Genomic DNA, 23344 nt, shown 5'->3' with positions numbered 1-23344 from the left:
TGCTCGCGAAAAACGTTAACGATGACGCGGGGCATCAGACTCCCCGAGGCGGTCTCAGGTTTTTCGCGAGCAAGCTCGCTCCTACAGGGCGGCGGAATCATCTATTCGGCGCAGCATTACCCTGTTGTACTACCCAATCCACCACCTGCTTATTCAACTGATCCCCAGCCTGGCCAAAAGCAGCCACCACCGCTGGCACCTTGGCGTCACTCACCGGCTGCCTCACTTCAAACCGGCGGCTGGCGATAATCCTTTGATCACGCCCACGCACCAATCGCGCGTCGAGGCGAATCACCACCTCCACCGCTTTGCCTCGATACTCACTCTGAAACGCCTGCAACTGCCCGCCCAGTTCATAGTCGGCTTGCAGGTTGGTCTCGTCGGTACTCAACAGCGTCACGCGCCCGTCGCGCTGGAAGCCATCCAGCAGGCGATTACGCAGCAGCACCGGCGCCGGGTCGCTCCAGCGTGAATTCGCGTAGTTGCTGATCAAGTTGCCATCTGGCACTACGGCGATGCGCGGGCTATCAAGAAACTCGCTGGTCTGCGGCTTGGTCACGCGCAGCGACCAACTCACCGGCGTGCCTTGGCTGGCCGGTTGGGCGGACGCCAGGCGGTACACGTCCGATGGGTCCGGCTTGGGCAAGATCGAGCACGCGCTGACCAGTGCCAGGGCCATTGGGACGATCATGTGGTAAGCACGCTTCATGGCGTGAACTCCTTGTTCTTGTCACTGCCCAGCAGGTAACCGCTGGGGTTGGCTTCCAGGCGGCGAGAGATGGCGCGCAGCGAGCCGAGGGTTTCACGCAGCTCGCGCACGGCTGGCGCCAGCTCGTTAAGGCCCTGCATGCCGCTGTTCACCGAGTCCTGGTTATTGGTCAGCAAGGTATTGATGGTGGCGGTGCTTTGCTCCAGGGATTTCATCGCCTGCTCGGCGCTCCCGAAGGCTTGCTTGCCTTGTTCACTGAGCAAACCATTGGCGCTGCGCATCAGCACGGTGGTTTGCTCCAGCGCCGCGCCCGCCTGTTTGCTCACCTGCATCAATTGCTGCATCACCACCTTGATGTCGCCGCGTTGCTCGGCAATGGCGCCGGTGGTTTGTTGCAGGTTATCCAAGGTGTTGCTCAGGCGTTCGACGTTTTCCCGCGAGAACAGGTGGTTGGCGTTGTGCAGCAGCAGGTTGACGCTGGTCATCAGGTCGTTGCTGTTATTGAGCAGGCGTGCGATAGGCGATGGCGACGCGATGATTTCCGGCAGGTTGCCGTCCTTGCCCTTGAGCTCCGGGCTCTGCGGGGTGCCCCCACTGAGCTGGATGATCGAGGTGCCGGTGATACCGGTCAGGGCCAGTTTGGCCTGGGTGTCTTCCTTGATTGGCGTTTGCCCGGCCAGGCGGATGCGCGCCAGGACTCGGCGTGGGTCTTTGGGGTCCAGACGCAGGCTGATCACGTCGCCCACCTTGATGCCGCTGTACTGAACCGCACTGCCTTGGGACAGGCCGCTGACCGCTTCGTTGAAGATCACTTCGTAATCCTGGAAGGCGGTATCGACGCTGGACTTGGCCAGCCACAGGCCAAACAGCATCGCGCCGACCACCACAATTACGCTGAACAGTCCGATCATCACATGATGGGCTCGGGTTTCCATGTCATACCTCGTTGAGCGATTGAGCGGCATCCAATGCCGCGCGGCCCCGGGGGCCGTGGAAATATTCGTGAATCCAGGCGTCGTCCGTTTCCGAAACGACATCGATGGCGTCGGCCACCAGCACTTTCTTCTGCGCCAGCACCGCCACACGGTCGGTGATGGTGTACAGCGTGTCGAGGTCGTGGGTGACCAGGAACACACTCAAGCCCAACGCATCGCGCAGGGTGAGGATCAGTTGGTCGAATTGCGCCGCGCCAATGGGGTCGAGACCGGCGGTGGGTTCGTCCAGGAACAGGATGTCCGGGTCCAAGGCCAGTGCGCGGGCCAGGGCGGCACGTTTGATCATGCCGCCGGATAACGAGGCCGGGTATTTGTCGGCCGCCGACAGCGGCAACCCCGCCAGGGCCAGCTTGACCGCCGCCAAGTGCTCGGCATCGGCGCGGCTGAGGCCGGCGTGCTCGATCAATGGCAGAGCCACGTTCTCGGTCACCGTCAGCGAGGAAAACAGCGCGCCCTTCTGGAACAGTACGCCAAAGCGGCGTTCTACCAGTGAGCGTTCATGTTCAGGCAGGCTCGGCAGGTTTTTGCCGAACACCCGTACTTCGCCTTCGCTGGGGCGCCGCAGGCCAACGATGCTGCGCAACAACACGGATTTACCGCTGCCAGAGCCCCCCACCACCGCCAGGATCTCGCCTTTGTACAAATCCAGGTCGAGGTTCTCATGCACGCTTTGGCTGCCAAAGCGATTGCACAAGCCACGCACTTCAATCACCGCCTCAGTGGGCGCACGGTGTAGACGACTCACCAGCCCATCTCCATGAAAAACATCGCCGCGACCGCATCCAGCACGATCACTACAAAGATCGATTGCACCACGCTCGATGTGGTGTGCGCGCCGACTGACTCGGCACTGCCGCTGACTTTGAAACCTTCCAGGCAGCCAATGGCCGCGATCAAAAAGGCAAAGATCGGCGCCTTCACCATGCCCACCAGAAAGTGCTGCACGCCAATGTCCGATTGCAGCAGCGAAAGAAACATCGCCGGCGAAATATCCAGGGCCACCGCACACACCACGCCACCGCCGACGATCCCCGAGAGCATCGCCAGGAAAGTCAGCATCGGCAACGCCACCAGCAGCGCCAGCACGCGCGGCAATACCAACAGCTCCATGGGGTCCAGGCCCAGGGTACGGATGGCGTCGATTTCTTCGTTGGCTTTCATGGAGCCGATTTGCGCGGTGAATGCACTGGCGGTACGGCCGGCGATGAGGATTGCGGTGAGCAACACGCCGAATTCACGCAGGAAGGAGAACGCCACCAGGTCCACGGTAAAGATCGTCGCGCCGAAGCTCTTGAGCACGGTGGCGCCAAGGAAGGCCACGACGGCGCCGACCAGAAAGGTCAGCAGTGCGACGATAGGCGCCGCATCCAGGCCCGTCTGTTCGATGTGGGCGACCATGGGCGTCAGGCGCCAGCGCTTGGGCCGCCAAATACCGCGGGCGAAGGTTTCGAGGATCAGGCCGATAAAGCCCAACAGCTTCATTGCGTCTTGCCAGACCGTGTCTACTGCGCGGCCGATGCGAGCCAACACTTGAATGCCGGCGGCCTCTTCCGGCTCTTTGATCGGTACGCAAAAGTCATTCAGGGAGCGGTAGACGGTCTTGAGCAGGGCACGGTCGGCGGCTGCCAGGGTGCAGTCAGTTTGTTCGGCAGAATGTTCGATGCGCGCAGGGCCCAGCAGCTCCACCAGCAGCGAGGCGCCGGCGGTATCCAGCGCACCGAGGCCGTTGAGGTCAATGCGGGCGCCGGCGTCATATTGGCCGTCGAGTGTGGCCGACAGCTTCTTCAGGTGGGCATAGTGGGCCAGCGTCCAGTCGCCGGTAATCCGTAGCGAAGGCGGGGTGCTGGACGTATCAAGATGGGCCGCGCCGGCCGTCGTGCGAGTGGTCATAAGCTCCGAGCTTGTTTGGCTATCCACAATTGCTACGTAATAGCACGATCCGGCTTACTTTGGGTTGTCCGCTTGTGCTGTGTCTATCACCTTGAAGCGCAGAACGCCGATGACCTGGCCGTCTTCGGTGAGCACCTGCACTTGCCAGCGCCCCACGGCGTCACCCGGGAAATTCTGCTTGTGGGTCCAGGCGCGATAGCCCTCCTTGCGCCCACCATGGATGTCCAGGGCAATGCGGTCGACTTCCTGGCCGTTGAATTTCCACACATGGTAGATCCGCTCATCCAGCCCGCGTGGTGCGTTGATGGCGGTGTACGCATACAGCCCACCGCTGCGCAATTGGGCGGCGGTGACTTGCTTGAGGTCGTCGCCCGGCGTGCGGTCTTGCAGTTGGGTGCTGATGGCGACTTCGGTCATCCACAGGGTGGCGGGCGGTACCCAACTGCGCAGGAACCAGCCGGCGCAGCCGATGGCGGCCGTTACCCCCAGCAGCATCGCCCAGCCCTTGAGGCTACGCAGCGGCAGGCTGACGGCCAGGCTCGGGATCGACAGGACCATGGCCACGCCCAACGCCAGTTTGTAACTCTGGGCGGTGGTCAGGTGCATGATGATCGGCAGCGCGGTCAGCAACGCGGCGAATAGGGTCAGGGTGTGCAGGGCCAGGAACAGCGAGCGTTTGGGCGCCAGCCATTTGTAATACAGCGGGTCGATGATCGACACCAGCGCCGCTGCGCCGAGCAGGCCAGTGAACAACGATTGGCCGCTGTTCCAGGCGGTGGTGACGAAAAAGAACGGCAGGACGAAAAACAGACTTTCCTGGTGGATCATCTGGGTGGCGTAGCGCAGCAGCGGTTCAGGGATCTCGCGATTGAAGACCTTGGTGAACAGTTGCGTAAAACTGTTCTCCAGCATCAGCCACAACCAGCTCACCAGCATGATCACCGCAATCCAGCTGGCCATGCCCTGCTGGCGGTCTACCAGGATGAAGCTGCCCACCCCCGAGATGAAACCGCCGAGTGCGATCACCCCTGGGTAGCGCTTGATCAGTTCTATAACGCGCTGGATGAGGGGCGGCAAGTTCGGCATGGACGGTTCACTGGTTGTGGGAAAAATCTCAGACAGAATAACGCCTTGGCCCGATATTCTGCGCCTCATTACTCAACAGGTTTGCGATAAAGCCTCAGGCCGATCAAACCAAGGATGATCAGGCCCAGTACGCCCGCACCGATCCAGGTCAAGGCGTCATAACTCAACAGCGGTTTTTCGATGCGCCAGTAGCCCGGCTGCTGGAACGCTTCGCGCATGGCCTGGTTGGTTTGTGCCAGGCTCACGGCCTTGATGCGTTTGACCGGGTCGCTGAAACGTCCATTGGAGTAGTCGCCGGCCGCACTCCAGTAATAGTCGGCCAGTGCGCTGTTGCCTTGCACTGCCCAGGCTTGGCGGGCAATGGCGGCTTGTTGCAGGCGTGTGAATACCGTTGGGTCGAGGCCATCCTTGAGCAACTGGGCCTTGAGGTCTTGCAAGACCTGCTCGGCTTCAGGGAGGTTTTCTCGCTCAAGGTCGGCATTCAGGCTGAGGAACCCAACGCCGCCGAGCACTTCGCGTTCCACCCATGGGCCGTAGGACAAACCGTGCTTGAGGCGCAGTTGCCGGTACAGCGCCCAGTCGAGGTAGTCCTTGAGCAGGTTGTAGGTTTCATCGTGCTGGTCGTCCAGCACAGGCTCTGGGAACAGCCAGTGCAGCTTGGCGCCATCGCCCACCCAGCCGCGGATCAGGTCGCGGTGGCTGGCGGCGGTATGCTGGATTTCCGGGAGGGGGCGATGTTCGCTCGGCTCCACTGGGTCGAGTTGACCATAGGTGCGTTCCAGGTAGGCGGGCAGCAGTTTGTCGAGATCGCCGACGACGATCAGGGTCATGTTGTTCGGCGCGTACCATTCTTTGCGCAGCTTCTCCAACGAGTCGCGGGTGAGGTGGCTGACCTCGGCGCGTTCGGCGCACTTGAGGCCCAACTCCACGGCCAATTGGTTACTGGCGCTGTGACCGAGGTCTTGGCGATCCAGCAGGCGTTGCAAGTGTGAATAATGGCCACCGTCTTCGCGCTCCACCACTTGCTTGGCGGCATTGATATGGGCGTCGGTCAGTTGCGTGCGCGTGAGGATTGCCAGCAGCAGGTCCAGCACCTTGCGTTGGTTCTGCGCGGGCGCCTCGATCACGAAGGTGGTGTCGGCGTTGCTGGTGTAGGCGTTCCACTCGCCGCCCAGGGCTTGCATGCGGTCTTCGAGGTCGCCTTCGCCGCCGCCGTCGATACCGCTGAACAGCAAGTGCTCGAACAAGTGCGGCAGCTCTTTTTCTTCGCAACCGAAGTCGTCCAGGCCCACACCAACCACTAGGCGAATAGCGACATGCCCACGCTCGGTGCCCGGTTTGAGCAGCAGTTGCAGGCCGTTGGGCAAGGTGTAGCCCTCGACTTGCAGGCGGTCAAAGGCAAAGGCGTGTACCGAGCCCAAGAGCAGGCAGGCGAGTAACAGGCGACGCATAACAAGCTTCCTGGCGAATGAGGTCCACTGTTTACTGACTTCGCTCGCGGGCGTACGTTCAGGGCGAATGGGTAATGTCGGCAATACTTTCAGCCGAGAGCGCGCCAGTGTCGGACGTTTCCAACACTACATAAGCACTGCTGCAGAACAACGAGTTCAAGCGTTTCATGTCGGCAATCAGTTCCAAGTGCAGGGAACTGGTTTCCAGGCTCTGCACGATCTTGCGCTGCAGGCGGCTGACATGGGCGTGGGCCAGGCGGCGTTCCTGGGCGCGGAAGCGGCGCTTTTCGCGCAGTAATTGGCGGGCGCTTTCCGGGTCGCCGCTGAGAAACACCGACAGGCCCAGGCGCAGGTTGGCGATCAACTGGCTGTGCAGGCCACTGAGTTCCTCCAGGCCCACTTCGGAAAATTGCCGGCGTTGCGAAGTCTTCTGTTGCTGGACTTTGCGCAGCATGCGTTCGATCAGGTCACCGGCCAATTTCAAGTTGATCGATAGCTCGATGATTTCGGCCCAGCGGCGGTTGTCCTGTTCACTCAGGTCTTCACGGGGCATTTGCGCCAGGTAGAGTTTGATCGCGCTGTAGAGCGCTTCGACATCATCGCTCAGGCTGCGCATTTCTTGGGTAACGGCGGTTTGATTGCCGCGCAGCACTTCCTGCATCGAAGTGAGCATATTGTCGATCAAGTCACCCAGGCGCAGGGTTTCGCGGGCGGCGTTCGCCAGGGCCAGGCTTGGGGTATTCAATGAGGCCAGGTCCAGATGGCGTGGCTTGGCCTTGCCATTGGTTTCGGGGCGTTCCGGCAGCAGCCATTCGCACAGGCGTGCCATGGGCCCGATGGTGGGTAACAGGATCAGGCAGCGGCTGACGTTGTAGAGCAGGTGGAAGGTGATGACCATGCCCTGGACGCTGTAGTCCAGGCCGTCCATCCAGCCTACGAGCGGGTCGAGCACCGGAATGATCAGCAACAGACCGATCAATTTGTACAACAGGCTGCCCAGGGCCACTTGACGACCGGCAGTGTTTTGCATGCTGGTGCTGAGAAAAGCCAGTACACCGCTGCCGATGTTGGCGCCGATCACCAAGCCGATGGCCACGTGCAAGCCGATCACGCCGGCACCGGCCAGGGTGGCCGTGAGCAACACCGCAGCAAGGCTGGAGTAGGAAATCATGGCGAACAGCGCGCCGACCAGGGCGTCCAGCAAGATATCGCCGGTCAGCGAAGCGAAGATGACTTTGACGCCCTGGGCATGGGTAATTGGCCCGGCGGCTTCGACGATCAGTTGCAGCGCGAGGATGATCAGGCCCAGGCCGATCCCGACCCGGCCCAACTGCCCTGCCCGCGTCTGCTTGCGCGACAGGAAGAAAATCACCCCGAGGAATATCAGCAGCGGCGACAGCCAGGACAAATCGAACGTCAGCACCCGCGCCATCAAGGCCGTACCGACGTCGGCGCCAAGCATGGTGGCCAAGGCCGGCGTGAGGCTCATCAGCCCCTGGCCGACGAACGAAGTCACCAGCATCGCGGTGGCGTTACTACTTTGCACCATGGCCGTCACCAGGATACCGGCGACAAATGCCAGCCAGCGCTTGGACATGTTCTGCCCGATGACTTGGCGCAAATTGGAACCGTAGACCCGCAGGATGCCGGTTCGGACGATATGCGTGCCCCAGATAAGCAGGGTCACGGCGGAAAGCAGATTGAGCAAGGTCAGCATGCTCGGCCCCCCGTGTGGGTGCGCTCCAGCAGGAGCGAAGGAAAGTTACCGCGTGCCGCTCTACGTCTTGTACCTAAGCTGTAGTTGGCGAATGGGCTCTGCGCCAGCATCGCATAGCTAAACTCGGGATTGAAACAAAACTGTCATGAAGATCGTTCCCCACGCTCGGCGTGGGAACGCATCCTGTGACGCTCTGCGTCACTTTGCGGACGCGGAGCGTCCGAGAGGGCATTCCCACGCGGAGCGTGGGAACGATCACTCGCGGGTCAAATTTACTGACCCGGAATGTCCTTGCGCAGTTTCACCGGGTCCTGCTGTTTCTTCTTTTTCGCGATGGCGGTACGCATCTTGATGTTCACCGCTTCCACCGCCAGCGAGAACGCCATGGCGAAGTAGACGTAGCCTTTTGGCACGTGTACGTCGAAGGATTCAGCGATCAGCACGGTACCCACTACCAGCAGGAACGACAGCGCCAGCATTTTCAGCGACGGGTGCTTGTCGATGAACTCGCTGATAGTGCCGGCAGCCAGCATCATCACCAATACCGCAACGACGATGGCGGCAACCATCACCGGCACGTGGGAAACCATGCCGACGGCGGTAATCACCGAGTCTAGGGAGAACACGATGTCGATGATGGCGATCTGGATAATGGTGTAGATGAACTTGCCACCGGCGCCTTTGGGCTCGTCTTGGGTTTCATCTTCACCTTCCAGCGCGTGGTACATCTCCTGGGAGCTTTTCCACAGCAGGAACAGGCCACCGAAGAACAGGATCAGGTCACGACCGGAGATGCCCTGGCCAAACACCACGAACAGGTCGGCAGTCAGTTGCATGACCCAGGTGATCGACAGCAGCAACAGGATGCGCGTGACCATGGCCAACGCCAGGCCGAAGATCCGAGTGCGTGCCTGCATATGCTTGGGCATGCGGCTGACCAGGATCGAAATCATGATGATGTTATCGATGCCCAGGACGATCTCAAGGGCCGTCAGGGTGAAGAAGGCAATCCAGATTTCCGGATTGGTCAGCCATTCCATGTGTATTCCTTTGAGCAAGTGTTAACCGCGCAAGCTGTAGCGCCGCGCGGTGAGTGAGTCGGTACGATTATAGAGTGCTGAACAGCGGAAAAATCCCCATCAGCAATGCGGCGAACATTATGCACAGGCACACCAACACTGCCCACTTGAGTGTGAAGCGCTGGTGATCGCCGAATTCGATACCCGCCAGAGCAACCAGCAAGTACGTCGAGGGTACCAGTGGGCTCAGCAAATGCACGGGTTGCCCGACGATCGACGCCCGCGCCATTTCCACCGCGGTGATGCCGTAATGGCTGGCAGCTTCGGCCAGTACCGGCAGTACGCCGTAGTAGAACGCGTCGTTGGACATGAAGAAGGTGAACGGCATGCTTACCAGCGCGGTGATCACCGCCAGGTAAGGGCCCATCGCTTCTGGGATGACCGCCAACAGGCTCTTGGACATGGCGTCGACCATGCCGGTGCCCGACAGGATGCCCGTGAAGATACCGGCGGCGAAGATCAAGCCCACCACCGCCAATACGCTACCTGCGTGAGCCGCGACGCGGTCTTTTTGCTGCTGCAGGCATGGGTAGTTGACGATCATGGCGATACTGAACGCCACCATGAACAGCACCGGCAGCGGCAACAGGCCGGCAATCAGGGTGCACATCAACGCCAGGGTCAGGGCGCCGTTGAACCAGATCAATTTCGGACGGCGGGCGTCGGGGAATTGCGACACGCTGATTTCGCTGTGGTCGATCTCGTCGCCCTGCAGGTGCAATTCACCCAGGCGCGCACGTTCGCGCTTGCCGTACATGTAGGCAATCACCAGGATCGCCACCACACCGGCGGCCATGGCTGGGATCATCGGTACGAAGATGTCCGACGGGTCTACATGCAGCGCACTGGCGGCGCGCGCCGTCGGGCCGCCCCAGGGGGTCATGTTCATGACGCCACCGGCGAGAATGATCAGGCCGGCCATGATTCTTGGGCTCATGCCGATGCGCTGGTACAGCGGCAGCATGGCCGCGACGCAGATCATATAGGTGGTGGCACCGTCACCGTCCAGAGAGACCACCAGGGCCAGTACCGCGGTGCCGACCGACACCTTGAGCGGGTCACCCTTGACCATCTTGAGGATCTTGCGCACGGCCGGGTCGAACAGGCCGGAGTCGATCATCAAGGCAAAATATAGGATGGCGAACATCAGCATCACGCCGGTCGGCGCAAGCTTGGTGATGCCTTCGAGCATCATCGGGCCGATCTTCGGTGCGAAACCGCCGAACAGCGCGAACAGGATCGGCACGATGATCAAGGCGATCAGCGCGGACAGGCGCTTGGTCATGATCAGGAACATGAACGTGATGACCATGGCAAAGCCAAGGAAAGTCAGCATAGGAATACTCCAGGCGTAGCGCGGCTAGGGAATGGCGGACCGAGTGGCGGTCAGCGCAGAACGAAAGGCACGAGGCGTACGGGTGGAGTTGGAGCGAACAGGCGGGTACGAGCGGACATCGGGAATCACCATTGTTGTTGTTAACAGCCGGTCTGTTGCCGGCAGTGAGGGCGATCCTAGACGGGGAAGCTTTCAGCCAGCTTTCGCTGAGAAAACAGCTGATGAAGGGCAGGCATCATTCTTCAGGTTGGTGCAGAACAAAATGTGGGGGCTGGCTTGCCTGCGATGGCGGTGTATCAGCCAACATCTCTTATGGNTCGCAGGCAAGCCAGCTCCCACATTTGGATAGTGGTCGCTGCCAGACTATCAGGGTAGTTCCAGGCCGCCGGCGGCTTTGTGCAAGGCCCGCAAATGCTCACCCACCTGCTTGAGGTTGGCTTCACACGCGGCGATCTCGGCGGCGCGGGATGGATCGAGCAGCGCCCTCACCTCTTTATCCAGCTCGCCGGTCAACGACTGCAACTGCTTCTGGCGTTCGGCGCTCTCCGATTCCAGGCGTTTGGCTTCTGAGGGTTGCGGCAGGCCATAACCTCCACTGTCCAGCAACTCGGCCGGGCGACTCAGGAAGCCGCTGTTGGCGAGAATTTGCTGCAGCGTGTTGTTGGCTTTCTCCATGCCGCCGTATTTCAGCTCGCGGGCATTGAGATAGCGTTGTTTGACCTCATCCTGGGCGAGCATCAGTTGTTTGCGATAGCTGGCCTGCTCCAGCAGCAACAGCGCGGCGCTGGTACGCAGGTCGGCCTGGCTGAACCATTGGCGACGCGCTTGCGCATCCAGGGACAACCAGTCTTCGACCTGGGTCTGCTTGATCGGCAGTTGCTTGCGCAGCACATCGAACATGGCCTGGTAGCGCTCGCGGAACGAGTCGAAGTGATACCCCAGCCGCAGTGCCTCGCGCTTGTCATTCAATACGCTGGTATCGGCCAGGCCGCGGGCGCTGAGCACTTCCAGCAAGCCGTTGGGGGTGATGTTGTCCAGGCCGGTCAATTGCGGGTTGGCGCTGCCGCTGCGCAACAGTTTCAGGCTTTCGACCGCACAGTTGTTGGAGATAAAGAAGTAGTTACCGTCATAGCTCCAGTGCATCTCAGCCGCATGTTCGACGGTGTCGTTGATTTCCTGGCGGCTGAGCTTCAGCGGCACCGACGCCAGGCCACGCAGTTCGGTCTTGGTGTACTCATCAATGACCTGGGCCAGCGGCAGTACGAACAGCCGCGACGGGTATTTGCCCACCAGGCCATCCCAGCTGGACAGCTGGACGTCACCGACGAAGGCACGGTAAGACAGCACCAGATGCCGGTCCAGATCCAGCCGGCAATCCGGGCCACGCGGGCGGCCTGGAGCGCAAATCACCAGGCGCAACATGCTATGGCCCCAACGGCTCACCAGGTTCTGGTTGGCTTCGGCCAGCAGATAGTCGATTTCATACACGCGCTCCGGATCGATCTGGCCCAGGGGCGTCTTGGCGAAATCGTTGCCCGCGTTCAGGAAGGCATAGGTGCTGGCGCAGGTGTCCTGTACGGGCGGTGCCCAGCCGAAGTGATCCTTGTAATATCGGAACAGCGCGGGGCGGCGACAAGCGTAGCTGGGGTCCAGGAGGAAGTACTCCATGTTGACCGCTACGAATTCCAGTGGGCTGGTGGTTTCGTAGATGTCCGGGCTGCGCACCACCTGATGGTTGTGCTGCTCACGCTCGCCGCGGCGACCGACATATTGTGGCCAGCCGGCGAGGTCCAGCAGGCGCGGGTCGTCACTGAGGGTAAAGCGGCGGTCGTTCTGGCCACGGCACTGGTCGGGCAAGCCGATCAAGCCGGTGATGTTGTTCTGGCGGCTGCAGCGCTGGATCAGCGTGCGCTCGTCCTTGGACCACAGGCGCGCACGGTCATAGATGTGGGTCAGTTCATGCAGCACGGTGGCGAGCATCTCCCGGCGCACGGTACCGTGGGGGCGATTGGTTTTCTGGGTGGCGGCGCTGCCGTCAGTCAGGCTGGCGAGCAGGTTCTGGTTGAGGTCCAGCTCGGACACCAGGGATGCCTGGCCGTAGGCGTTTTCAGGCATCTTGTCGGTCCAGCCGACATCGATACGTCGATCCAGCTGCTCGACAAAGCGCGGTGGCAAGGAACGCAGTGCTTCATCGAGCAATGCCTGGCTGGCCTGCTGTTCGGCCGGGCTCAAGCCTTGGGTCTTGAGCCGCAGTTGCAGGCCGGCCTGGGCTGTACTTGCACACAGCAGCACGGCCCCGGCCAGGAGCCAGGTTTTGAGACGCCTCACAGAGCGAGGATAGCTTCGGCGAGGGTCTGGTCGCTGGCATCACGGGCTTCTGGCACGCGGGTGCGAAGGGTATCGAACGCGGCTTCCAGCTGGGCGCCACGGATCTCGCCATTGGTGGCGACGAAACTGGCGGCGTCATCGTGGGCTTCGCGCACGATCTTGGAGTCGCGGATGGAGGTGGTGGTGTCCGAGGTGAAATCAATGGTGCGCGCCGAGGCTCGCACGACGATGTTGCTGGTGGCCTTCAAGGTTTGCGCCTGGGCGACATCGGCCAAAAACAGCAGGCCGAGGGCGGCGACGATCAGCGGGCTACGCATGGGGTGACTCCAATGACAAAGATAGAAATACAATGATGATTATTGGACGAGAATTGCTTGCGCCAGTTCAAGGTCGCTTGCATGAAGTTTTGGCTGGGTACGGCGTAGATAGTCCAGCGCGGACTCCAGGCGTGCGCCCCGCCATTGGCCGTCAGTGGCAATGAAAGCGGCAGCATCATCCCGAGCGGCCATGACCAACTTATTGTCGAACGGCGCAGAGGTCACTTTGCTGGTGGCATACACGCTGACAACCGTGCTCTGGGTGGACACATCCAACGCTGAAGCCAGGGGTGACCAGCAGGCGCAAAACAGTGCAGGAACAATCAATAAACGGTATGAAAAAGCCATGGGACTCGACAACTGAAAGCGAGCGCCAAGGCTAGCGCAACGGCCGGGCGAGAGCCAGCACCGAGCCAGACGGGAGCGGCGGGCGCTCCCCTCTGGTTGCCGTGGATCAGATAGCCAGGATGGCCTGTGCCAGCTGTGCATCGGTAGCGGTATTCAATTGCGGCGCTTGTTGACGGATCTGGGCCAGGGCGCTTTCCAGTTTCACGCCACGGATGGCGCCTTCGCTGGCGACAAAGCTGGCGGCGTCATCTCGGGCGGCTTGTACGACCTTGTTGTCGCGCAGGGATGAAGTGGCATCAGACGTGGCATCGGAGGTTGCCTTCAGAGCGCCGACGATCGAGTCGGTCGTCATGATCAGGCTGCTCGCGTTGGCATTGGCAGCCAAGGTCAGCACAGCGGCAGTGCACAGCAGGCGAAGACGGGTCATGGGGTAACTCCTGTAGACGAATAATAAGGTGGCGCGAAACGGCCACAATGAAACGGACTGGGACTGTCGAGCATCAGACGCACGCTCTACAGGGTTCGCCACGTGGTGAACCGATATTAGGCGTGTGCAGGGCTATTCGGAAGCCTGTAATTAAACTGTACCTGTCATATTTTATAAATTTAAAACTGTATCTGTGGGCTTGAATCGAGCCAATCCAATGCGCTATCGCAGATACAACAAAGCCCGCCTCCGGTTACCCGGGGCGGGCTTTGCTTTGACAAATCAGGGTGCTGGCAGTGGACCCGTCAGGTCAGGGCCAGCGGGCGCCACTTAGCGCCAGAACGGCTTGCTCAGCTCTTCGTAGCGTTGAGCTTCGCTGATACCGGCGTCAGCCAGCAGACGCGAATCCAGGCGAGCCAGTTGGTGGCGGCTGGAGATGCGGCGCTGCCACAACATCAGGTTGGCGAGAACGCGCAAAGGCAGGGAAGCCTGGGTGTTTACAGCTTTTTCTTCGAAGAACAGTTCGGAACTGAGTGTACGTTCCATGATGACATCCTTCCGCTTGTGGCGGGATTAGGTAGTGGTTTAACTGATGCCAATGATCCTCCTCCGAGGCAAGACTCTCTAGATACAGTTCACCTGTATTGTGAGAGGCCAGTTAACTGTTTAGCGAGGCTGTACGGTACGAAATTGGGGCAACTGTACCTGTGCGCACTTAAAAGGTGCGAAATAGGCATTTTTGAGTTGGTGTGTGGGATATTTCGGTAGGAAATGACCAGTACAGCAGTACAGTTTTTTTCATAAGTGTGTGTGGGTTCACCGAGCTGATGAAACTGTCTTTGCATCAGCCCGGATCTGTACTCATCAAGCCTTGAGCATGTGCCCGGTTTCTTCCAGATTGATGTGCCAACTCAGTGCTTCGCGCAGGATGTGCGGCGTATGCCCGCCGATGGCGCAGGCCGCATCGAAGTAAGTGTTGAGCGCATCGCGATAGGCAGGATGCACGCAGTTATCGATGATGACCCGGGCGCGCTCCCGTGGCGCCAGGCCCCGCAGATCGGCAAGGCCTACTTCGGTGACGAGAATGTCCACGTCATGTTCGGTGTGGTCCACATGGCTGACCATCGGTACCACGCTGGAAATCGCGCCGCCTTTGGCAATGGACTTGGTAACGAAGATCGCCAGGTGCGCATTGCGGGCGAAATCCCCGGAGCCACCGATGCCGTTCATCATCCGCGTGCCGCAGACATGGGTGGAGTTGACGTTGCCGTAGATATCGAACTCCAGCGCGGTATTGATGCCGATGATGCCCAGGCGGCGTACCACTTCAGGGTGGTTGGAAATTTCCTGCGGGCGCAGCACCAATTTGTCTTTGTAGTGCTCCAGGTTGCCGAACACATCGGCATTACGCCGCTCCGACAAGGTAATCGAACTGCCGGAGGCAAAGCTCAGCTTGCCGGCATCGATCAGGTCAAAGGTCGAATCCTGCAACACTTCCGAGTACATGGTCAGGTCTTCGAACGGCGACTCGATCAATCCGCACATCACTGCGTTGGCAATATTGCCGATGCCGGCTTGCAGCGGGCCGAGTTTGTTGGTCATGCGCCCGGCATCGACTTCTTGCTTGAGGAAGTTGATCAGGTGATTGGCGATGCCTTGGGTGTCGCTGTCAGGCGGCGTTACCGTAGAGGCGGAGTCCGCCTGGTTGGTGATGACGATGGCGACGATCTTCTCGGGCGGGATCGGAATCGCGGTGCTGCCAATACGGTCGTCGACTTTCACCAGCGGGATTGGCGTGCGCGTCGGCCGGTAAGTCGGGATGTAGATGTCGTGCAGCCCTTCCAGGTTCGGGTTGTGCGCCAGGTTGATCTCGACGATCACCTGTTTGGCAAAAATCGCGAAGCTGGCCGAGTTGCCTACGGAAGTGGTGGGCACGATATGCCCCTGCTCAGTGATCGCGACGGCTTCGATCACGGCGATGTCGGGCAATTTGAGCTGATTGTTGCGCAGTTGCTCGACGGTTTCCGACAGGTGCTGGTCGATAAACATCACCTCGCCGGCATTGATCGCCTTGCGCAGGGTGCTGTCGACTTGAAAGGGCATGCGTCGTGACAGTACGCCGGCTTCGGTCAACTGCTTGTCCAGGTCATTGCCCAGGCTGGCGCCGGTCATCAGCGTAATTTTGAGCGGCGAAGTCTTGGCTCGTTCGGCCAGGGCGTGGGGGACGGCCTTGGCTTCACCGGCACGGGTGAAGCCGCTCATGCCGACGGTCATGCCGTCCTCGATCAGTGCAGCGGCGTCTGCCGCGCTCATGACCTTGTTCAACAACGAAGGCAAGCGGATACGATCACGGTACATGAATTGTTATCTCTGGCTACGGAAAGCAAGGTGGGCAGTGTAGTGATTTCAAAAAGTTTCGGCCCGCTACCATGGTCGAATGCCAGGTCACGATTTAGAGCCTTTGGTCGGGTTTCATGTGTGTGCAAAGCGGGACGCGGAACACCCCGTTCCCACGCAGAACGGGGGAACCATAAAAAAACCCCAGCCTACGTGAGGCCAGGGTTTCGGGTATTGCGCTGGCGCAGTGTTATTCGACGGCTTTGACCATGTCTTCGATGACCTTCTTGGCATCACCGAACACCATCATGGTCTTGTCCAGGTAGAACAACTCGTTATCCAGGCCCGCATAGCCGCTGGCCATCGAGCGCTTGTTGACGATGATGGTCTTGGCCTTGAACGCCTCGAGGATCGGCATGCCGGCGATGGGTGAGTTCGGGTCGTTCTTGGCGGCCGGGTTGACCACGTCGTTGGCGCCCAATACCAGCACCACGTCGGCCTGGCCGAACTCGGAGTTGATGTCTTCCATCTCGAACACCTGGTCGTAAGGCACTTCGGCCTCGGCCAGCAATACGTTCATGTGCCCCGGCATACGGCCCGCCACCGGGTGGATCGCGTACTTTACGGTGACGCCGTGGTGGGTCAGCTTCTCAGTCAGCTCCTTGAGCGCGTGTTGTGCCCGCGCGACCGCAAGGCCGTAGCCTGGGACGATAATCACGGTGTCCGCGTTGGTCAGCAGGAAGGTGGCGTCATCAGCGGAGCCGGACTTCACCGGGCGTGCTTCTTTGGAGCCCGTCGCAGCGCCAGCATCCGGCGCATTGCCGAAACCGCCCAACAGCACATTAAAGAAGGAGCGGTTCATCGCCTTGCACATGATGTACGACAGGATCGCGCCGCTGGAGCCCACCAGGGAACCGGCGATGATCAGCATCGAGTTGTTCAGCGAGAAACCGATGCCCGCCGCTGCCCAGCCGGAATAGCTGTTGAGCATCGACACCACCACGGGCATGTCGGCGCCGCCAATCGGGATGATGATCAGCACACCCAGCACGAAGGCCAAGGCCAGCATCAGTGCAAATGCGCTGAGATTGCCGGTGAACATGAACGCCAGGCCCAGGCCCAGGGTTGCCAGGCCGAGTACCAGGTTCAGTTTGTGTTGGCCGCCGAACTGTACCGGTGCGCCCTGGAACAGGCGGAACTTGTACTTGCCCGACAGCTTGCCGAATGCGATCACCGAGCCGGAGAAGGTGATTGCACCGATAGCAGCACCGAGGAACAGTTCCAGGCGGTTACCGGCCGGTATCGAATCGCCCAAGTGCTTGACGATGCCCAGGGACTGCGGCTCGACCACGGCGGCAATGGCGATGAACACCGCTGCCAGGCCGATCATGCTGTGCATGAAGGCGACCAGCTCGGGCATCTTGGTCATTTCAACACGCTTGGCCATGATCGAGCCGGCGGTACCGCCAACCAATAGGCCAACGATGACGTAGCCGATACCGGCAGTCGCCAGTTCAGCCCCCAGCTTATAGATGAGGCCGACGGTAGTGAGTACCGCCAGCGCCATGCCGAGCATGCCGAACAGGTTGCCGCGCCGCGAAGTGGTCGGGTGCGAGAGGCCTTTGAGGGCCTGGATGAAACAGATCGACGCGATCAGGTAGAGCGTCGTCACGAGATTCATGCTCATTACTTGGGCGCCTCTTCTTTTACTTTCGGGGCTTTCTTCTTGAACATTTCAAGCATTCTGCGGGTGACCAGGAAGCCACCGAAGACATTTACCGCCGCCAGGGCCACGGCCAGTGTGCCCATGGTCTTGCCCAACGGGGTGACGGTCAGCGCGGCAGCCAGCATGGCGCCGACGATGACAATCGCGGAAATGGCGTTGGTCACGGCCATCAGCGGCGTGTGCAATGCGGGTGTTACGTTCCAGACCACGTGATAACCGACATAAATCGCCAGCACAAAGATGATCAGGTTGTAGATACCGGGGGAGATAAGCTCTTCCATCGTCTGAATCCCTGCTTAGGCGTTTTTGCGGATGACTTGGCCGTCGCGGCACATCAGGCACGCGGCGACGATGTCGTCTTCGAGGTTGATTTCAAACTGCCCTTCCTTGGTGAAAACCAGCTTCAGGAAGTCCAGCAGGTTGCGCGCATACAAGGCCGACGCATCGGCGGCGACAGCGCCCGCCAGGTTGGTCGGGCCGCAGATGATCACGCCGTTTTCCACCACGACCTGGTCGGCCACGGTCAGCGGGCAGTTGCCACCCTGGGCAGCGGCGAGGTCGATGACCACCGAGCCGGGTTTCATCTGCGCCACGGTATCGGCGCTGAGCAGGGTCGGCGCCTTGCGGCCCGGGATGAGGGCGGTGGTGATGACGATATCGGCCTGTTTGGCGCGTTCGTGCACGGCCAGGGCCTGGCGTTGCATCCAACTGGTGGGCATCGGGCGTGCGTAGCCCCCGACACCGACGGCGCATTCACGCTCTTCATCGGTTTCGTAGGGAACGTCGACAAACTTGGCGCCCAGGGATTCGATCTGCTCCTTAACCGCCGGGCGTACGTCGGACGCTTCGATCACCGCGCCCAGGCGCTTGGCCGTGGCGATGGCTTGCAGGCCCGCCACACCGGCGCCAAGGATCAGTACGCGTGCGGCTTTTACAGTGCCGGCAGCAGTCATCAGCATCGGCATGAAGCGCGGGTAGTGATGAGCGGCCAGCAACACGGCCTTGTAACCGGCGATGTTGGCTTGCGAAGACAGCACATCAAGGCTTTGAGCGCGTGACGTGCGCGGCGCGGCTTCCAGGGCGAAGGCGGTGATGCCGCGCTCGGCGAGCTTGGCGATGGTTTCGTTGCTGAACGGATTGAGCATGCCCACCAATACGGTGCCACTTTTGATCAGCGCAAGTTCGCTGTCGCTGGGGGCAACCACTTTGAGAATCAGCTCGGCGCCAAATGCGTCGTTGGCGCTGCCAATGGTAGCGCCTGCCGTTTCATAGGCACTGTCGACGATGCTGGCATTGATGCCTGCGCCGCTTTGTACAGTGACCTTATGGCCCTGGCCGATCAGCTTCTTGATGGTTTCCGGGGTGGCAGCCACCCGCGTTTCACCGGTCTGGGTTTCGAGAGGAACACCAATGTGCACGTCAAATCTCCTGCATGATCTTTTTGCTTTTGATCTTTTTGTAAAAAGGCCAGTGCACCGCGAGTGGCGCAACTGGGGCGGCCGATCAGCACGATCCCGCTGAAATGACAGCGGGGCGCGGCATTTTGCAGGCGAACTTTACGGCCATCAAGGGATTATGACGGGTGACGAAAAATTAACTACAAGTCACCCTGTGACTGATTGTCGCAACAGGCTGAAATAACCTCTTTAAATACAGGTCTTTAAAGGCGTTCAGGCGTTTTCGGTCCGTTTTTCCATTGCCAGTGTGAATAGTCGTGCATTGACCGGTAAGAGTCGCTACGAGCCATGAAATACATGGCTTTTAGCCTTATTTTTGGCTGACAAGTACAGCCTGTTTAAATGCGACATATACGTACATCTGTAGGCTCTTAATTTATTTGACTACAAAGTCAGTAATTGCGCTTTGTCCTTCATTTACTTGGGTTGTAGCGTCTTGACTGGTCGACCAGCCAGTCCCTGAATGCATGCAGAGAGGCAGATTCGACCTTTCTGTCAGGAATCATCAGGTAATAAGCCTTTTCGCTGGTCAGTGCTTCAGTGCTGGCGATTACCAATTGTTGCTCCTTCAGCTCCTGCTGGATGAGGAAAGGAGGGATCAGTGCGATGCCCATGTCATGCATGGCCGCTTGAGACAGCATCGAGAATAGCTCGTATCGAGGGCCTGTCATGTCGCGAGGGATGCTCAGTTGTTGGGCGTTGAACCATTGGCGCCAGGCGTAGGGGCGTGTGGTCTGCTGCAGCAGTGGCAGCTCGGCGATCTGTTGAGGGGTGAAGTGCGTGCGGTCGCCGAGTAAGCGCGGGCTGCAGACCGGTACTGGGTTTTCGCCCATTAACCTGTGGGATTGCGTACCCGACCAATCGGCATCTCCGAAGTAGATCGCCGCATCGAACTCGGTATCGGCGAACAGGAAGGGGCGTGTGCGGTTCGTCAGGTTCACCGTGACTTCCGGGTGCTGATGTTGAAAGTCCTTCAGGCGTGGGATCAGCCACTGCGTGCCGAAGGTGGGCACCACCGCCAGTTCGATCACATTGGCGCCTTGCTGGCCCATTACCGACAAGGTGTCGCGCTCCACGGCGTCCAGCTGTGTTGCAACCCTACGGCTATAAGACAGTCCAGCCTCCGTCAGCTTCACGCCGCGGCGTGAGCGGCGAAACAGTTCGACACTCAAAAACTCCTCCAGGCTGGCGATCTGTCGGCAAATCGCGCCTTGGGTGATGGAAAGCTCCATTGCTGCCTTGGTGAAGCTCTCGTGGCGGGCTGCTGCCTCAAAGCTGATGAGTGCGGTGGTACTGGGGATTTTCCGGCGCATGTACATTGCCCTCACAGATAAAGCGCATTTATGGGCTTTTTGAGTGTTACGAAGTGAGAAATTAGCACAAGCCTATGCAAAATCCTCGTTTGCCCTCTGCGCCGACCGCGCCTAGTCTGGATCCACGACTTCTGATTTTTTCGCGAGGACTTATTCATGGCTGGCAAGGCAAGCTTCAACTGGATCGATCCACTGCTGCTGGATCAACAGCTCACCGAAGAAGAGCGCATGGTGCGTGACAGCGCCGAGCAATTTGCTCAGAACAAGCTGGCTCCTCGTGTGCTCGAAGCCTTCCGCCATGAAAAGACAGACCCCGCTATTTTCCGTGAGATGGGCGAAACCGGTTTGCTGGGGGCAATGATCCCCGAGCAATACGGCGGCAGCGGGTTGAACTACGTCAGCTACGGTTTGATTGCTCGTGAGGTCGAGCGTGTCGACTCCGGCTATCGCTCGATGATGAGTGTGCAGTCTTCCCTGGTCATGGTGCCGATCAATGAGTTTGGTACCGAGGCGCAAAAACAGAAGTATTTGCCCAAACTGGCCTCTGGTGAATGGATCGGTTGCTTTGGGCTGACCGAGCCCAACCATGGTTCCGATCCGGGGGCGATGATTACCCGTGCACGCAAAGTGGATGGCGGCTACAGCCTGACCGGCGCGAAGATGTGGATCACCAACAGTCCGATTGCGGATGTGTTTGTGGTGTGGGGCAAAGACGATGCGGGAGATATCCGTGGCTTTGTCTTGGAAAAAGGCTGGAAAGGTCTGAGCGCTCCGGCTATCCACGGCAAGGTGGGGTTGCGGGCCTCCATTACCGGTGAAATCGTCATGGATAACGTATTTGTGCCGGAAGAAAATATCTTCCCGGATGTACGTGGTTTGAAAGGGCCGTTTACCTGCCTTAACTCGGCACGGTACGGGATCTCCTGGGGTGCGCTGGGGGCTGCTGAGTTCTGCTGGCATACCGCGCGCCAGTACACACTCGATCGCCAGCAGTTTGGTCGCCCATTGGCTGCCACTCAGCTGATCCAGAAGAAGCTGGCAGACATGCAGACCGAGATTACCTTGGCCCTGCAAGGTTGCCTGCGCCTGGGGCGGATGAAGGATGAGGGTACGGCGGCGGTGGAGATCACTTCGATCATGAAGCGTAACTCGTGTGGCAAGTCATTGGACATCGCACGCATGGCCCGGGACATGCTGGGCGGTAACGGCATCTCTGACGAGTTCGGGGTGGCACGCCACCTGGTCAACCTGGAAGTGGTCAACACCTATGAAGGGACCCATGACGTGCATGCCTTGATCCTGGGGCGCGCGCAAACCGGTCTTCAAGCGTTCTATTAATAGGAGCATGGGCATGGGCGCGCTTTCGCATCTGCGAGTGCTGGATTTGTCGAGAGTACTCGCGGGCCCTTGGTCCGGGCAGATTCTTGCAGACCTTGGGGCCGAGGTGATCAAAGTCGAAAGGCCGGGCAGCGGCGATGACACGCGCGCTTGGGGCCCTCCCTTCCTTAAGGATGCGGATGGCGAGAACACCAGTGAGGCGGCGTACTACCTATCGGCCAACCGTAATAAAGAGTCGGTGACCATCGACTTTACGCGACCGGAAGGGCAGAAGTTGGTACGCGACCTGGCTGCCAAGTCGGACATCCTGATCGAAAACTTCAAGGTGGGTGGCCTTGCGGCGTATGGGCTGGACTACGAATCCCTCAAAGAGGTTAACCCGGAGCTGATTTACTGCTCCATCACGGGGTTTGGCCAGACGGGCCCCTATGCGATGCGCGCCGGTTACGACTTCATGATCCAGGGTTTGGGTGGGCTCATGAGCCTGACGGGGCGGCCTGAAGGGGATGAAGGCGCCGGGCCGGTAAAGGTTGGCGTAGCCTTGACCGATATCTTGACCGGGCTTTATTCGACCGTGGCTATCCTGGCTGCGCTAGCTCATCGCGATCACGATGGTGGTGGGCAGCATATCGACATGGCGTTGCTGGATGTGCAGGTGGCTTGCCTGGCGAATCAGGCGATGAATTACCTGACCACCGGGACGCCGCCCAAGCGCCTGGGCAACGCTCACCCTAATATTGTGCCCTATCAGGATTTCCCCACTGCCGATGGAGATTTCATTCTCACAGTAGGCAATGACGGGCAGTTCCGTAAATTCGCTGAAGTCGCTGGGCAACCACAATGGGCGGATGACGTGCGTTTCGCCACCAATCGCGCACGGGTGGCTAATCGCGCGGAGCTGATTCCCTTGATTCGCCAGGCGACGGTCTTCAAGACTACCGCTGAGTGGGTGTCGCAGCTGGAGCGAGTGGGCGTGCCGTGTGGGCCGATTAATGATCTGGCGCAGGTGTTTTCCGATCCTCAGGTCAAGGCGCGTGGCTTGGCGGTGGAGTTGCCTCATGCATTGGCGGGGATGGTGCCTCAGGTTGCGAGCCCGATACGCTTATCCAAGACGCCTGTAGAGTACCGGAGTGCGCCTCCTCTACTGGGCGAGCACACGCTTCAGGTGCTGCAAGGAGTTCTGGGGCTGGGAGCTGCTCATGTGGCTGCATTGAAGGAAGCAGGTGTTATTTAAGCTTTTCCTTCTATATAGATAGAAGTCCAGTGGAGAGCTGGTTGTTTTTTAGCCGAAGCTAACTTATTGATAGAAAAGCGGAATTAAGAGTTGACGGCGAATTATATCTGTCTATAATTCGCCCCACTTCCGGCGCAGTCGAAACGGAAAACTCCTTGTTAAACAATGAGTTACGCAGTTTTCGGCAGCAAGTTGCTTCAGTTCATCGAAGCCAAAAGGAAGTTGAAAAAGAGGTGTTGACAGCAGCGTGTAACGC

Annotated in this window: 21 protein-coding genes; 2 read left to right on the top strand and 19 right to left on the bottom strand. The window is 59.6% G+C overall.

Annotation, left to right across the window (positions count from 1 at the left end; genetic code table 11):
• Positions 1 to 97: 97 nt before the first annotated feature.
• From ACTJLA_RS00105 to ACTJLA_RS00015, 19 genes are all read right to left on the bottom strand, one after another.
• Positions 98 to 709, bottom strand: a complete 612-nt coding sequence (locus ACTJLA_RS00105) for an ABC-type transport auxiliary lipoprotein family protein (protein WP_198862119.1) — start codon at positions 707 to 709, stop codon at positions 98 to 100.
• On the bottom strand, positions 706 to 1644 hold the full coding sequence (locus tag ACTJLA_RS00100; RefSeq protein WP_003187394.1) for an MlaD family protein: 939 nt from the start codon (positions 1642 to 1644) through the stop codon (positions 706 to 708). The genes ACTJLA_RS00105 and ACTJLA_RS00100 overlap by 4 nt, the downstream gene beginning before the upstream one ends.
• 1 nt (position 1645) lies before the next feature.
• Positions 1646 to 2449, bottom strand: a complete 804-nt coding sequence (locus tag ACTJLA_RS00095; protein WP_014716351.1) for an ABC transporter ATP-binding protein — start codon at positions 2447 to 2449, stop codon at positions 1646 to 1648.
• Entirely contained in the window at positions 2446 to 3594 is a 1149-nt protein-coding gene (locus ACTJLA_RS00090) for an ABC transporter permease (protein WP_034129245.1), read from the bottom strand. The genes ACTJLA_RS00095 and ACTJLA_RS00090 overlap by 4 nt, the downstream gene beginning before the upstream one ends.
• Positions 3595 to 3648: 54 nt before the next feature.
• On the bottom strand, positions 3649 to 4680 hold the full coding sequence (locus tag ACTJLA_RS00085; protein WP_003187399.1) for a DUF5924 family protein: 1032 nt from the start codon (positions 4678 to 4680) through the stop codon (positions 3649 to 3651).
• A gap of 68 nt (positions 4681 to 4748) precedes the next feature.
• The gene (locus ACTJLA_RS00080; protein WP_127880282.1) at positions 4749 to 6131 is read right to left on the bottom strand and encodes a M16 family metallopeptidase; all 1383 of its coding nucleotides are present in this window, start codon (positions 6129 to 6131) and stop codon (positions 4749 to 4751) included.
• A gap of 58 nt (positions 6132 to 6189) precedes the next feature.
• Positions 6190 to 7848, bottom strand: a complete 1659-nt coding sequence (locus ACTJLA_RS00075) for a Na/Pi cotransporter family protein (protein WP_003187402.1) — start codon at positions 7846 to 7848, stop codon at positions 6190 to 6192.
• A 272-nt stretch (positions 7849 to 8120) separates the two neighbouring features.
• The gene (locus ACTJLA_RS00070; RefSeq protein WP_003187403.1) at positions 8121 to 8888 is read right to left on the bottom strand and encodes a TerC family protein; all 768 of its coding nucleotides are present in this window, start codon (positions 8886 to 8888) and stop codon (positions 8121 to 8123) included.
• 67 nt (positions 8889 to 8955) lie between these two features.
• A complete protein-coding gene (locus tag ACTJLA_RS00065) occupies positions 8956 to 10263 on the bottom strand; it encodes a CitMHS family transporter (protein ID WP_003187405.1) in 1308 nt (435 codons plus the stop codon).
• Positions 10264 to 10629: 366 nt separating this feature from the next.
• Positions 10630 to 12591 (bottom strand): DUF7844 domain-containing protein, encoded by a 1962-nt coding sequence (locus ACTJLA_RS00060; RefSeq protein WP_057975168.1) that lies wholly within the window; start codon positions 12589 to 12591, stop codon positions 10630 to 10632.
• Positions 12588 to 12908 carry a DUF2388 domain-containing protein gene (locus ACTJLA_RS00055; RefSeq protein ID WP_003187408.1) on the bottom strand — a complete coding sequence of 107 codons (321 nt, stop codon included), beginning with the start codon at positions 12906 to 12908 and terminating at the stop codon, positions 12588 to 12590. The genes ACTJLA_RS00060 and ACTJLA_RS00055 overlap by 4 nt, the downstream gene beginning before the upstream one ends.
• 39 nt (positions 12909 to 12947) lie before the next feature.
• The gene (locus tag ACTJLA_RS00050; RefSeq protein WP_127880280.1) at positions 12948 to 13256 is read right to left on the bottom strand and encodes a DUF2388 domain-containing protein; all 309 of its coding nucleotides are present in this window, start codon (positions 13254 to 13256) and stop codon (positions 12948 to 12950) included.
• Between the two features lie 106 nt (positions 13257 to 13362).
• The gene (locus ACTJLA_RS00045; protein WP_034129250.1) at positions 13363 to 13683 is read right to left on the bottom strand and encodes a DUF2388 domain-containing protein; all 321 of its coding nucleotides are present in this window, start codon (positions 13681 to 13683) and stop codon (positions 13363 to 13365) included.
• Positions 13684 to 14013: 330 nt separating this feature from the next.
• Positions 14014 to 14229: a DUF1127 domain-containing protein gene (locus ACTJLA_RS00040; protein ID WP_003187413.1), complete on the bottom strand. Its 216-nt coding sequence runs from the start codon at positions 14227 to 14229 to the stop codon at positions 14014 to 14016.
• Positions 14230 to 14547: 318 nt separating this feature from the next.
• Entirely contained in the window at positions 14548 to 16041 is a 1494-nt protein-coding gene (locus ACTJLA_RS00035) for an acetyl-CoA hydrolase/transferase family protein (protein ID WP_003187414.1), read from the bottom strand.
• 229 nt (positions 16042 to 16270) lie between these two features.
• On the bottom strand, positions 16271 to 17707 hold the full coding sequence (locus tag ACTJLA_RS00030; protein ID WP_034129251.1) for an NAD(P)(+) transhydrogenase (Re/Si-specific) subunit beta: 1437 nt from the start codon (positions 17705 to 17707) through the stop codon (positions 16271 to 16273).
• Entirely contained in the window at positions 17707 to 18027 is a 321-nt protein-coding gene (locus tag ACTJLA_RS00025; RefSeq protein WP_003187417.1) for an NAD(P) transhydrogenase subunit alpha, read from the bottom strand. Before ACTJLA_RS00025 ends, ACTJLA_RS00030 begins: the two co-directional genes overlap by 1 nt.
• Before the next feature lie 15 nt (positions 18028 to 18042).
• Positions 18043 to 19164: a Re/Si-specific NAD(P)(+) transhydrogenase subunit alpha gene (locus ACTJLA_RS00020; protein WP_034129252.1), complete on the bottom strand. Its 1122-nt coding sequence runs from the start codon at positions 19162 to 19164 to the stop codon at positions 18043 to 18045.
• 452 nt (positions 19165 to 19616) lie between these two features.
• A complete protein-coding gene (locus ACTJLA_RS00015; RefSeq protein WP_236453083.1) occupies positions 19617 to 20516 on the bottom strand; it encodes a LysR family transcriptional regulator in 900 nt (299 codons plus the stop codon).
• Positions 20517 to 20672: 156 nt separating this feature from the next.
• Here ACTJLA_RS00015 and ACTJLA_RS00010 point away from each other — a divergent pair, with 156 nt between their 5' ends.
• Both ACTJLA_RS00010 and ACTJLA_RS00005 read left to right on the top strand, forming a co-directional pair.
• Entirely contained in the window at positions 20673 to 21854 is a 1182-nt protein-coding gene (locus ACTJLA_RS00010; protein WP_314547232.1) for an acyl-CoA dehydrogenase, read from the top strand.
• 13 nt (positions 21855 to 21867) lie between these two features.
• Positions 21868 to 23088 carry a CaiB/BaiF CoA transferase family protein gene (locus ACTJLA_RS00005; RefSeq protein ID WP_054920883.1) on the top strand — a complete coding sequence of 407 codons (1221 nt, stop codon included), beginning with the start codon at positions 21868 to 21870 and terminating at the stop codon, positions 23086 to 23088.
• Positions 23089 to 23344: the final 256 nt, after the last annotated feature.

Source organism: Pseudomonas sp. 22072, from assembly GCF_052046095.1.
GTDB lineage: Bacteria > Pseudomonadota > Gammaproteobacteria > Pseudomonadales > Pseudomonadaceae > Aquipseudomonas > Aquipseudomonas paracarnis.
Note: the sequence above shows the minus strand (reverse complement) of the source record. Positions and strands in the feature narration are given on the sequence as shown.